This is a genomic window from Paraliobacillus sediminis (assembly GCF_003426055.1).
On record NZ_QJSI01000004.1, the window covers coordinates 133,568 to 146,986 of the forward strand.

Annotated in this window: 12 protein-coding genes; 7 read left to right on the forward strand and 5 right to left on the reverse strand. The window is 34.1% G+C overall.

The features are described from left to right. Positions 1-122 precede the first annotated feature (122 nt). The 3 genes from D2K60_RS19695 (at position 123) to D2K60_RS19705 (ending at position 4,975) form a co-directional block, all read left to right on the forward strand. Positions 123-1,361 carry a metallophosphoesterase family protein gene (locus tag D2K60_RS19695; RefSeq protein ID WP_117170818.1) on the forward strand — a complete coding sequence of 413 codons (1,239 nt, stop codon included), beginning with the start codon at positions 123-125 and terminating at the stop codon, positions 1,359-1,361. After that, positions 1,358-4,297 carry an ATP-binding protein gene (locus D2K60_RS19700; protein WP_117170819.1) on the forward strand — a complete coding sequence of 980 codons (2,940 nt, stop codon included), beginning with the start codon at positions 1,358-1,360 and terminating at the stop codon, positions 4,295-4,297. The genes D2K60_RS19695 and D2K60_RS19700 overlap by 4 nt, the downstream gene beginning before the upstream one ends. 171 nt (positions 4,298-4,468) lie before the next feature. Beyond that, positions 4,469-4,975: a GbsR/MarR family transcriptional regulator gene (locus tag D2K60_RS19705; RefSeq protein WP_117170969.1), complete on the forward strand. Its 507-nt coding sequence runs from the start codon at positions 4,469-4,471 to the stop codon at positions 4,973-4,975. Between the two features lie 32 nt (positions 4,976-5,007). Here the strand turns inward: D2K60_RS19705 and D2K60_RS19710 are convergent, their stop codons facing one another. The 5 genes from D2K60_RS19710 to D2K60_RS19730 form a co-directional block, all read right to left on the reverse strand. Continuing rightward, a complete protein-coding gene (locus D2K60_RS19710) occupies positions 5,008-6,240 on the reverse strand; it encodes an HD domain-containing protein (RefSeq protein ID WP_117170820.1) in 1,233 nt (410 codons plus the stop codon). A 142-nt stretch (positions 6,241-6,382) separates the two neighbouring features. Beyond that, positions 6,383-7,282, reverse strand: coding sequence for a peptidylprolyl isomerase (locus D2K60_RS19715; RefSeq protein WP_117170821.1), 900 nt, complete (start codon positions 7,280-7,282; stop codon positions 6,383-6,385). Positions 7,283-7,552: 270 nt separating this feature from the next. Then, entirely contained in the window at positions 7,553-7,735 is a 183-nt protein-coding gene (locus D2K60_RS21055) for a hypothetical protein (protein ID WP_117170822.1), read from the reverse strand. Between the two features lie 118 nt (positions 7,736-7,853). Continuing rightward, positions 7,854-8,387, reverse strand: a complete 534-nt coding sequence (locus D2K60_RS19725) for a DUF3267 domain-containing protein (RefSeq protein ID WP_117170823.1) — start codon at positions 8,385-8,387, stop codon at positions 7,854-7,856. A 158-nt stretch (positions 8,388-8,545) separates the two neighbouring features. After that, positions 8,546-9,049: a GbsR/MarR family transcriptional regulator gene (locus tag D2K60_RS19730; RefSeq protein ID WP_117170824.1), complete on the reverse strand. Its 504-nt coding sequence runs from the start codon at positions 9,047-9,049 to the stop codon at positions 8,546-8,548. 333 nt (positions 9,050-9,382) lie between these two features. On the opposite strand from D2K60_RS19730, the gene D2K60_RS19735 reads away from it, so the two are divergent. The 4 genes from D2K60_RS19735 (at position 9,383) to D2K60_RS19750 (ending at position 13,392) form a co-directional block, all read left to right on the forward strand. After that, a complete protein-coding gene (locus tag D2K60_RS19735) occupies positions 9,383-10,582 on the forward strand; it encodes a quaternary amine ABC transporter ATP-binding protein (RefSeq protein ID WP_117170825.1) in 1,200 nt (399 codons plus the stop codon). Then, positions 10,575-11,408 (forward strand): ABC transporter permease, encoded by an 834-nt coding sequence (locus D2K60_RS19740; protein ID WP_117170826.1) that lies wholly within the window; start codon positions 10,575-10,577, stop codon positions 11,406-11,408. Before D2K60_RS19735 ends, D2K60_RS19740 begins: the two co-directional genes overlap by 8 nt. A gap of 84 nt (positions 11,409-11,492) precedes the next feature. Further along, complete coding sequence (locus tag D2K60_RS19745; protein ID WP_117170827.1) at positions 11,493-12,413, forward strand: glycine betaine ABC transporter substrate-binding protein; 921 nt, start codon at positions 11,493-11,495, stop codon at positions 12,411-12,413. 85 nt (positions 12,414-12,498) lie between these two features. Continuing rightward, on the forward strand, positions 12,499-13,392 hold the full coding sequence (locus D2K60_RS19750; protein WP_117170828.1) for a glycine betaine ABC transporter substrate-binding protein: 894 nt from the start codon (positions 12,499-12,501) through the stop codon (positions 13,390-13,392). Positions 13,393-13,419: the final 27 nt, after the last annotated feature.

Here is a 13,419-nt window from a genome sequence, read left to right on the forward strand (position 1 = left end):
CTCTAGATGAATTGCCATGGTTAAGAAAGTTGCGTATTAATAATAAACGAACGTGCATTCGTTCAGTCTGTCTGCTACAATAAAAGTGAAATTACATGTAAAAATTAGAGAGGAATGTATCTATGCAAGAGAATATATCTTTTATCCATTGTGCAGATTTACATATAGATAGCCCGTTTGTGGGCCTAAGTCATTTACCAGACAAACTTTTACAAGAAGTGAAAAGGAGTACATTTGATGCGTTAAATCGTCTAGTTGAAACAGCTATAGCAAAACGAGTTGACTTTGTTTTAATGGTTGGTGATATTTTTGATCAAACAGTGCAAAGTGTATATGCACAAATGCAATTTCTAAAAGCTTGTGAGATGTTAGCAAAAGAGAATATTATGGTCTATGTGTCATTTGGAAACCATGATTTTCTTAATCGTAATTTACTAACTTTCCAATTTCCAGATAATGTTCGATTATTTACAGAAGAGGATGTTCAATCGTTTATTTTTGAAAAAGATCAAAAGCAAGTAGCGACTATATATGGATTCAGCTATTTACAACGTGCTGTTATGGAGAATAAAACAGGTCAATATAACATTTCAAGTGATACACCTTATCACATCGCTATGCTTCATGGTAGTGTGAAGCAACAGACAGAGCATGACGTATATGCACCATTTCAATTAAGTGAATTGACGGAAAAGAATTTTGATTATTGGGCATTGGGACATATTCATAAGCGGCAACAACTGAAAAATGAACCGCCAGTAGTTTATGTTGGGAATACACAAGGACGTTCTAAGAAAGAAACGGGAGAAAAAGGCTGCTATTATGTTGAGTTAGGAGAAAACGGTAGCTCGTTGACCTTTTGTCCGCTACAAGTGATACGTTTTGAAGATATAGAAGTTGATTTGAAAATGTGTACGACTATTCAGGCTTTAGAGGTTATTGTAGATGAAAAAATCCAGCAAATAGCAACGTCGTTTGGCAAGTCAGTTATTAGGTTGCGTTTTTATAATTACATAGAGGAAGTTGAAACATGGTATTACGAAGAAATGATAACAGATGTAATTGATTTTATTAATGAAAAAATGCTTAATTTTCAAGATTGGGTCTGGATTCAAGAAGTTGAACTATCTAAACAGAATCATAATGATAAAGAAAAGTTACGAGAAGGTGATGATTTCCTAGGTGAATTACTTCGAACTTTTGATGAAGAAAAAGATTTTGATGAAACGGTTAAGTCTGTATGGAAACATCGTCAAGCAAGAAAGTTCTTAGACAAATTAACTGATGAAGAAAAAGCGGAAATCACAACAGAAGCAGAGAATCTGTTAATCTATCAGCTGTTAAGGAAGGAAGAAAGATGAAGATAATAGAGGCGAATATATTTGGATTTGGTAAATGGAAACAGACGACAATTGATCTATCAGGTGCTTCTTTTATTGTGATTGCTGGTCAAAATGAGTCTGGAAAATCAACGTTACGTCAATTTATGTTATTCATTTTATTTGGGATGCCACCTAAACAGCGTGCTCAGTTCCTACCGAAAACTGGAGGAGAAATGGGTGGCACGTTAACGATTCAGACACAAGATGGAGGTGCTTTTACCATTGAGCGCATTCATGATCGAAATAAAGCACAAGCAACTTGTTACGATCAAGATGGAATAGCACATGGGGAAGCATGGTTAAGAGAAAGACTAAATGGTGTAGATGCACAAACATTTGCGGATATCTTTTCATTTGATTCTATTTCGCTACAACGCTTGCAGCAAATAAAACAAACAGATATTGGTGAAGTACTACTAGGTGTTGGTATGACGGGTACGGATCAAATATATTGGACTGAAAAATGGTTGGATCAACAATTACAAGATTTGTTTCGACCACAAGGAAAAAAACCAGTGATCAATCAATTGATTGACGCAATGGAAGAAAAAGCGAAACAGTTAGAACAAATGGAACAAGAGGCAAGAAGCTATCAGGAGAAACAACAAACTAAAGCTTCTTTAGCAGAGGCAGTAGGAATTTTACAAGAAAAAAGTGAACAATTACATAAAGAAAAACAACAAACAGAACAAAAACAACAGGTATATGAAGTGATAGAAGCTTTTCATCATACACAAAACAAGTTAAGTGAGTTACCTTCAGAAATTTCTTTTCCAGAGAATGGTCTTGAACGTTATCAGCAGCTAAAAGAACAAATGCTACCATTAAAAAGTGAGTTAACTGTTGTAAGAATGAATATTGATAAAGAGGCAAAGCAACTTGAAGAAATAAAGAGCAAACAATTGACTCCAGCCACAATGGATGAACTAGAAAAAATGAAGGAACAACGCTATGCGTATCATGAAAGTATAAACAAACATTCCTTTAACATACAAACAAAAGAAGAATGGCTAAGACAGTTAACACATGAAATGGAACAATTACAAATCGGACTAACTATAGAACAAGTAGCGGATTTATCATTACCGTTTGCAACAGAAGATATATGGCAACAGTTAAAAGAAGAACACGAAGATGTAATGACAGGATTAGCAAAGACAGAAAATGAATTAAAAGAGATAGAAGAGCAAAGCCGGTTTCTCGAACAAGAAAGAGAAATGTTAGAAAACAAACAGATCGATCAGGTTACTATCGACGAATTAAATCAACAATTAGATAATGATCAGAAGAGTGCTTCACTTAATCAACAGCAAAACAACAATTGGAAAGTGCTTAGAAAAAAAAGACTGGCAAGTGCAAATCGTGTTAGTGTATATAGTTTAATTCTACTAATAATAAGTGGTGTAGTTGGTTTTTTGTTATCAAATACTTATTTATACGACCTAAGTGCAGTTATTTTAGTAATTGCTTTGTTACATCAAGTTGTGACGCGCCAATCGATTCGTTCTATGGAACCCTTATTTGTTACTCAAAACCAAGTAGATAGAACTAATACTAGTAGTAGAGATAAAATTATGGAAATAGAAACAGTAATAGCGGAACAGGCTAATTTAACTGAAAGATTAACAAAAATTAATGAGAGTTTACGGAACCTTCAATTAGAAAATTTAAAAGCGGATGAAAGAAGACAATTTTTTAAACAAAAACAATCTATTTTAGGATCCAAAAGAATGGAGCAACTTGAACAGTTTCCTTTTCTAAAAGAGATATCACTCAGTTATTGGCCAAAGCTTTTTAATCATCTCACAAAAGTAGTAGAAAAGGTAGAGAAGTTGGGCAAACTAGAACAAGATATCTTACTAGTTAGAAAGGATATTGATCAATATGAACAGGGCTTAGCTGAAGCTTTTCTTTCAATTAATCAATTACAATCACGTCAACCTACTGAAATGCTTGAGATCATTATAGATGAAGCTGATAATCAAAAACACTTAAAGCAAAAAGAACAACAGCTAAATAATAATCAAGCAAATTTAATTGGACAACAAGAAACGATTGAATCAAGATTAAAGCCATATCAAGAAGAATTGGATCAATTATGGAATAAAGCATCAGTTCATAATGAAGAAAGTTATATTACCAAAGGAAATATAAAAGAAGAACAACTTGAAAAAAGAAGAGAATTAAAAGCGTATGAACATCAAATTCGCATGTTTTTGTCTGAACACGAATGGGAAAGACTGTTAGCAGGAGAACAAATTCAAAAGTATGAAATAGAAAACGCACTATTTAAGGTAACAAGTCAGTTGAAAGATGTACAGGATCAAATAAAAATAAAGCAACAAGAAGTAGCAGACATGCATGCTGAAATAAGACAAGTCGAATTATCAACGTCATTTCAAGATGAGAAGCATCACTATTATAGGTTGAAAAACGAACTACAAGAACAGACAAAGCAATGGGCAATCTATCAATTGGCCAAGGAAAAATTACAAGAGACAAAAAACATGTATCAACGCTCTTTCTTACCGAAAGTTTTGGAACAAACAACGAAACATTTTAAAGATTTAACGAATCAAAAATATCGTGACGTCTTTCTCACAGATCAAGAGGCAATGTTGCAAGTAGAAAATGATGTTGGAATACGTTTTATCGTAACTGAGTTATCACAGGGAACAAGGGATCAATTGTATATTGCGTTACGTATTGCTTTAAGTGAAATAATACAAAAGCAATATCAAATGCCATTTTTTATTGATGATGCTTTCGTCCATTTTGACCTAGAACGTCTAGATAAGATGTATGTTATTTTTAAACAACTAGCTACGAAACAACAAATTATCATATTCACGAATGACACTTCTTGGAGTGAAACAGTGACAGAAAAAGATGATTTACGATTGATCCGAATTTAGTCTATACGCATTCCAATTTTAATTTTTTAAAAAAATCATGTGTAAACTATTGGAAAAGTGAACGTTTGCATTTAAGATAGGTGTGTAGGCTTACAAATTTTTCACGTGTTGGAGGAGCAAATAGTGCCAATTTATCAAGGTAAAGAAGAATGGATAGGTTATGAAGAGATAATGGATAAGTTTATCCAAGTAATAGCAAAGAATATGAATCTTTATGGGATTACACCATCTGTTGGTCGTTTATATGGCACGTTATATTTCAATGACGGTCCAATGACCCTTGATGAAATGCGTGATGCCTTAGAAATGAGTAAAACAAGCATGTCAACTGGTGTAAGGGCTTTGTCAGAAATGAAAATGGTTGAACCTGCATTTAAAAAAGGTGAACGAAAAGATTTATATAAATCTGAAGAAGACTGGTATAAATCATTCACATCTTTATTTGGTAACCGTTGGAGTCACCATACAGAATCAAATATTGAAGAAGCAGAAGAAACCATTCAAGCATTGGAACGGATTCGTCAACAGACAGATGAACAGGATTTAATAGACAAAATTTCATTGGATATTGATCGTCTTCGTTATGCTCAAAATTACTATAAATGGTTAATAAAGTTTATTAATGTAGTTGAAACTGGTGAAATTTTTAATTTTATACCAAAAGATGATATTGATTGAAAAATAAAGTAGGTAAGGAAAAAATCCTTTACCTACTTTATTTTTTCCGTATTTTCATAACGACTGTCTAAATAATCAACAATGTGTATGATATAACCCTCCATTGATTGTGGTTGTCTGACAGCAGCACCCCACTCAGGTAGGCCATGGTGACAAAGAATACAATGTGACATATTGTGGATTGCGTCAATAGGAACAACTATTTTATTCGTTTCAATTATTTTAGTAAGTAAAAGGACTCCATAAGGAATGTGCCCAACAAGAACACCTAAAGGATCCATCGTAATACCGGCTTGTTTACGATCCTTCGTGACGGACATATCAGCAGTTGGATACAAAAAGGAAAAGGCTTCAAAAGATTTACCTGCATAATCATATTCTAATAATTTCCCTATATCATGGTATAAAATACTTGTGATTAGTAAGTCTGAATTAAGCGGTGTTTCATGGTGTTTCATCATTCCTTGCAACATGTGATAAAGGTGATCAATTGTATCTTTCCACACAATAGCATGTGGATTGTCTACTTCATCTTGAAAGTTTGACCATAATTCATTTTTATAGGCCTTTTCCACAACATTAATTAATTTTATTGTTGCTTGAAAAGGGTTGGCATCTAATGTCGTAATATAACGTGCAAATCGCATTAATCCAACAGTATGTTTTAATAAACCGCCTAAATAATTATGATGATAGCCTTTTGCCGCTGGGGCCATACGGAAATCTTTCCAAAATCGATGCATCGCTGCATATGCAATTTCCTTATATGGATCAGATAATTCAGATAAGTAAGCAAATAATTCTGTAGTTAAATCTTCTAAGCTTTGTTGTGTATAAGGTAAAAGCGTAAAAGGATTTACTTCTTCTTTACAGGGTTTTATGCTTTGAATAGTGATTGATTTATTACCCAAGAATGCATCAACAACACCTTCAACATCAAAGACAGTATGTTTTTCTAGTAGGGGTAGATTCTCGGTAATTGCTCCTTGATTATCCCACATTTTAGCTTGGATCATGCCATTATTATTGCTAAAAGATAACCGTAAATATTGTTTGTTCGTTTTAGTTAATTTCACCTCAAAATCATTTAACAATAGGCGTTCTCTCACTTTATTACCCTGCTCTTCTTCTTGGATATTAAAAAAGGATTCCCCGCTAGGTAAGGTAGGTATCGGAAACAATTTAAGTGTTTCCTGCTTTTCTTCTGCTGAAACAGAATATGTTATTGGAACAAATTTATAAAAGTAAGTTGTATCATTTGTCATTTTTATATCACTCCATTATAAAAAATCAGTATGCATTTCTACATGTATTGTATCGTAGTTAAAGCGAGTTGAGTAGAGGAATTCTAATAAATAGAAAAAAGACTACCATAAGTCCTTATGGTAGTCTAGTCTTTACGTCTTATTATTCTTCTGTAGCAGGTACTTCTTCTGCGGCAGTTTCTTCTTCAGCTGTAAATAAGTCTTCGAATTCTTCGATCTTAACATCGATATTAGCATCTTCCATTAATTGATCTAATTTCGCTTGTGAAGTTGTCTCGTCAACCTTAGTTAAAGCAATATCATCACGAACGTCGTCACGAATATCTTCTAAAGGTTCAGGTGCTTCTTCTGCATCACGTTTGTCTGTTACTTGAATGATGTGCCATCCATTAACAGTTTCAACAGGATCACTGATTGCGTCGACTTCCAAGCCATAAGCAACTTCTTCAAATGGAGCGACCATGTCACCGGCAGTGAAATAACCTAAACTTCCACCTTCAGCAGCAGAGGCAGTATCTGTAGAGTTTTCTTCAGCTAAAGTAGCGAAATCAGCACCCTCATCTAATTGAGATTTAATGTCGGTAGCTGTTGCTTCATCAGCAACTAAAATATGTCTCGCTTCAACTTCAGTTTGCATTCTTTCGTAACGTTGCTCAATTTCTTCATCTGTTACTTCAACATCTTCAATTAAAGCTTCTTGTTGTAGAAGTTGTGTTTTTAAATCTTCACGAAAAGCATCTTCATCAGCATAACCACTTGATTGTAAGATTGTTTCCCATTGCTCACCGTATTGATCTTTATATGTTTGTAATTGTTCATCTAACTGATCTTCATCTACTTCATAGTTATCTTCTAATATCGTTTGCATTACCATCTGTTCTAAAACAGAGCTTCCACTAAGTGTTTTTAACTCCTCGTAAAATTCCTCTTGCGTAATGTTACCTGAATCTGTTTCTACTACTGTTTCAGAATCTTCGGATGAACATGCAGATAATGTTATCATCCCAGCTGCTATAGTTGCTGCGATAGCTAGTTTTTTCATTCTATTACACTCCTAGTCTCTATTCTAATTTTTTGGCTAATTAGTGTGCCCAAGAGATAATATACCACATTTCAAAATAAAAAAAACAATCTTCATTGAAATTACTCACTTTTTACATATTTCAATGGCTTTGTCTACCTATCTTGCTATGGTAAACCTTAATGGTGCTTTCATGCTGTTGAAAGGAATTTTATCTAAAACTTAAAAATAGAAAGAGGACGCGATAAAATTATCGCACCCTCTTTCTATTACATTATATAGAGCATTTTTTTACGTGTATATGATCTCTATGTATGAAGAAATTAATAAAATCGTAATTAATACATTGATAGTACGAAATACATTTGGTTGTTTTTCATTAGACATTTCCGTTTGTAAACATAAACGATATGTCAGCGAGTTGAACAAAAATAATATAAATAACGCAAAGGGGACGAAAAAGAATAATAACATCCAAAAACCTCCTTTTTCTTGTATAACAACTTTATCAAAAAAAACGTGTTTTGAACAGCCTAAAGTATTTAAAATAAAAAGTGCCTTCCCGAAGGAAAGGACACTTTATGGATTATTATTAAATCAAAATATCATAGCCGGTTCCATCATTTTCTACTATACACTTTCTAGGTGCACGAATAAATTTACTTGTATAGATGAAATCAGTGTATGAAATACCAATATTCACGGAAGAAAATATTAGAAAATACGCAAAATAATCTATATAAAGATAACTTGCAATAAGGCCTGGTAACGTTAGAAATACCGTTGGTGCAAGTAATGTAATAATTGATGTTCTTTTTGACATTCTTGCTTTTGATAGTACGGATATGATCGGAAACTTCATTTTATTAAATCGACATTTTAATTTAAAAGTACGTTTAGTTACTAATAATGGAATGAAATGTACTATTCTATGGACAATAGGTAACAAGGCTAAACCTATTAGTAAAGGGAATATACCCTGATCTTTTAATGTATACCCTTGATGTATTGCAGCAAATGGTAAAAATAAAAAAATAAAAGACAAAACGCCTACTAAAAATGATAGTAAATAAATTCGATTAATACCTACTTCTTTCTGTACGTTCACAGATTTCCAACAATTCATTCAAGAAGCCCCCCTAAAACCCGGTTATATATAGTCTGTAAATATCCTTCAATGACTATAGTATGATTTAGGAGAAAAGGCAATAGTTTTTACAAAATAAAAATCTTAAAAAGCATAGTTTATAACGTGACTATGCTTTTCACTATTCATAAATGAAATTATTGGTACTTTGTTTCAGATTTCATTGTTGCAAATGTGTGTTTAATAAGCGTTTGAAACGTAATAATATCCGTAAGTTTTTTTTCTAAGAGATGCTGCGTGTTTGTCACTGACATGTCACTTGTATTTTCAACTTTTATGTCTTGTTCAATTTCTTGTAAAGACTGTAACTGTGTTGATGTATGATTGATCCATTTATGAATATATACATTCATAAATTTACGATAAAGATTGGGATCTGTTGTATATAGATCCTTACGCACGCCTTTTTTCCAAACCCGTTCAACGAGGTTTTGTTCTAATAATGTACGAATTCCAGTGCTTACAGAAGTTTTACTTTTTCCTGATGCTACGCTCATCTCATCAAGCGTCATTGGAGTGTCTTCGATGAATAAGATGGAAAACAAACGTGCATCAGACGAGGGTATGTCAAACATTTCAATCGTTTTTGTGAATTCATTAATGATCAACTGTTTATTATTTTCTTGTGCGTTAATATCCATAGTACCTCCTTGAGAATAAGAAGCTACATATAGATTACACTAAAATATATATGAATGGAAATAGGTGTTTAATGAGTTATTAGAAGTAAATTAGAGGAAAGGTAAGTAAATAACGATAAAACTTTGTACAGTTGAAACTGTACGTAAAATATGTACGAAACTAATGGTATTTATCGTTTGAATTTTACACCCTAAAAGGGATATAGTATTAAGGTAGCATAATATGCTCGGAAATGTGCAGTATACAAATACGCTATAAAATAATTCGAATTCGGTTTGAATAGTGGTAGTAAAAGGGTACTGTTAATTAATAAGTAAAAAGAGGTGAATGGAATGCCAGTAATATCAGTAGAAGGCTTATCTAAAGTTTTTGGTAAAAATGCGAAAGAGTCATTAAAACTATTAGATGAAGGTAAGTCAAAAGATGAAATATTAAAACAAACTGGTGATACAGTAGGCGTTAATCGTGTTTCCTTTGAAGTGGAAGCTGGCGAAGTTTTTGTTATTATGGGTTTATCCGGAAGTGGTAAATCTACATTAGTAAGATTAATTAATCGTTTGATTGAACCTACTGAAGGTAGTGTGTTGGTAGATGGTGAAAATTTAGCTACGATGAATAGAGACGATCTTCGTCGTGTTAGACGTGAGAAATTAAGCATGGTATTTCAAAGTTTCGGTTTATTTCCTCATAGAACCATTTTAGAAAATGCTGAATTTGGTTTAGAAATACAAGGTATAGACAAAGAAGTAAGAAAGAAAAAAGCAAAAGAAGCTTTGGAAATGGTTGGTTTAGGTAATTATATAGATCAATTACCTGAGCAATTATCAGGTGGTATGCAACAACGTGTAGGTTTAGCAAGAGCGCTTGCTAATGACCCAACAGTCCTATTGATGGATGAAGCATTCTCAGCATTAGATCCATTAATTCGTAAAGATATGCAAGATGAGTTGTTAGAGTTACAAGAATCAATGCAAAAGACAATTTTGTTTATTACACATGATTTAGATGAAGCATTACGTATTGGTGATCGTATCGCTTTAATGAAAGATGGTGTAATTGTACAGATTGGCACACCAGAAGAAATTCTGATGAACCCTGCGAATGATTATGTAGAGCGATTTGTTGAAGATGTAGACCGTTCAAAAGTTTTAACTGCTGAACATATTATGAAACGTCCAGAGACAATCAACATTGAAAAGCATGGACCTCGTGTTGCTTTAGAACGCATGCGTGAAGAAGGTCTTTCTAGTATATATGTAATTGATAGTAAGCGAAATTTAAAGGGTTATGTAACTGCAGATGGTGCTTCTGAAGCACGTAAAAACGATGTTAGAGATCTTAAGGAAATTTTGAAAACAGATGTTCCAACAGTCACAAAAGATACGCAATTACACGATATTTTCGAAATTATCCACAATTCACCTGTTCCTATTGCAGTGGTAGAAAATGAAAAGTTACTTGGAATTATTGTAAGAGGTGCTGTTATAGCAGCACTAGTAAGTGATAGCGAGGTGAATTTAGAAAATGCTTGATTTTATTTCAAAGATACCAATAGCCGAGGGAGTTAGTGAATTTACTGACTGGCTCACAAGCACATTTGCATTCTTATTTGATCCAATAAAAAACCAATTCGGTGATTTTATGGAGTTGGTTGCAGATAGCTTAGCAGCTATTCCTCCAATTATAGTTATCCTAATCGTTGCTATTTTAGCATTTTTTGTTACTGGTAAAAAATATGGTTTAGCTGTATTTTCTATTATAGGATTATGGTTAGTATATAACCAAGGTTTATGGGAAGAGTTAATGTATACTTTCTCATTAGTATTAATAGCAAGTGTATTATCGATTGTCATTGGTGTTCCAATTGGGATTTTGATGTCAAAAAGTAAGATTGCAGAAAAAATTATTGAACCGATTCTTGACTTTATGCAGACAATGCCTGCATTCGTATATTTAATTCCTGCAGTTGCATTCTTTAGTATTGGAATGGTCCCGGGTATCTTTTCGTCATTAATATTTGCGACACCTCCGACAGTTCGTTTCACGAATTTAGGGATTAGACAAGTTTCTAAGGAATTGGTTGAAGCATCAGATGCATTTGGTAGTACTGGGGCTCAGAAGTTATTTAAAGTTGAACTTCCGATGGCAAGAGGAACGATTATGGCTGGGATTAATCAAACTGTTATGTTATCCTTGTCAATGGTTGTTATAGCATCAATGATTGGAGCGCCAGGTTTAGGTCGTGAAGTATTATCTTCACTTCAACGTGCTCAAGTAGGTACTGGTTTTGTTGCTGGTATCGGAATAGTTATTTTAGCAATTATTATCGATCGCTTTACTCAAAACTTGAATAAGTAAAGTAAACACAAGATAGTTGGATCACTTTTCGTATTGAAAAGTTTACCATAAATATATAGATTAAAGAAAAGGGGATTTTAGAATATGTTTAAATTAACATGGAAACATTTTGGTTTAGCACTTGTACTTATGCTTTCTTTAGTACTAGCTGCATGTGGTGACACAGAAGATGAAGAGGCTACTGAAGATACTGGTGATACAGAAGAAGCAACTGGTGCTGATTTAGGTAATGAAGAACTTGAATTAGTTTATGTAGAATGGGATTCTGAAGTTGCATCTACAAACGTTATTGCACAAGTATTAGAATCACAAGGTTATGACGTAGATGTTACGCCGATTGATAATGCAGTAATGTGGCAATCAGTCGCTTCTGGCGATGCTGATGGTATGGTAGCTGCATGGTTACCTGCAACACATGGTGACTTATTTGAACAATTTGGTGATCAAGTAGTTCAATTAGGCCCTAATTTAGAAGGTGCAAAAATTGGTTTAGTAGTACCTGAGTATATGGACATTTCTACTATTGGTGAGTTAGCTGATGTTGAAGGTCTTGACAATACAATTACTGGTATCGAACCGGGTGCTGGTGTAGTACAAGCCGCAGAAACTGCAGTTGAAGATTATGGTTTAGAAGGTTGGGAAGTACAAAGCTCATCTAGTGGTGCGATGGCAACTGCTTTAGGTGAAGCTTATGATAGTGAAGAACCAATCGTTGTAACAGGTTGGACTCCACACTGGAAATTTGCTGAGTATGACCTTAAATATTTAGAAGATCCTGAAGAATCATTTGGTGGATCAGAAACAATTGAAACAATGGTACGTCAAGGACTAGAAGAAGATAGTCCTGCTGCATATCAAATTCTTGATCAGTTTAGCTGGGAAGCTGCTGATATGGAAGAAGTAATGTTAGAAGTTTATAATGGTACGGATATTGAAGAAGCAGCAGCTAACTGGATTGAAGCTAATCCAGAAAAAGTTGACGAGTGGGTTGCTGGTTTAGAATAATAATTACAATTTGTTTTATAAAGATCTACCTTTGGTGATACTAAAGGTAGATCTTTATTTTTTTGGAAAGGAATTTGTGCTAAAAATGAGAAAACGAAATTACGTTCTAGGAATGTTAGTGTTATTGCTCCTTTTCTTGACTGCTTGTGGAGAAGAGGAGAAACAAGAACAAACTGTTGGAGAAAAGCTGGATTACACGATTACTGGTATTGAACCTGGTGCTGGTACAACAACATTAGCAAGACAAGCTTTAGAAGATTATGATAATCTCGCTGGTTACACATTAGAAGAAGCATCAACTGCAGCAATGGTGACGGCTTTAGGATCAGCAATTGATAAGGAAGAACCAATCGTTGTAACAGGATGGACACCACATTGGAAATTCGCAAAGTATGATTTAAAATTCTTAGAGGATCCAGAGGGTTCTTTTGGTGGTGCGGAAAATATTAACACAATAACGCGTCTTGGTCTTGAAGAAGAGATGCCTGAAGCTTACACCATTTTAGATCGTTTTATGTGGACACCAGAGGATATGGAACAAGTTATGTTACTTACACAAGATGAGGATCTTTCATTTGAAGAAGCTGCAAACCAGTGGATTGGGGAAAATGAAGATTTAGTTGCAAATTGGACTGATGGAGTAGAAGAGGTTGATAGAGGAACTAAGATTGAGATTGTATCAACTCCTTGGGATACGGAACGGGCATCTACAGCTGTTATAGCAGAAGTCTTAACGCGACAAGGCTATGACGTTACGGATACCCCTGTTGATCCATCTGTTATGTTCCAAGCAGTTGCGAGTAACGATGCTGATGCATCTGTTGCGCCATGGTTACCTGCAACACACGGTGCTTTTTTTGAGCAATATAAAGAAGACATTGTTGATTTAGGTGCTAATCTTGAAGGTGCGAAAATTGGTATGGTAGTCCCTACATATATGGATGTAGATTCTATCGCAGATTTAGATCCAGCTGAATAAAAAACTATACGCAAAAGAAAAACTTGC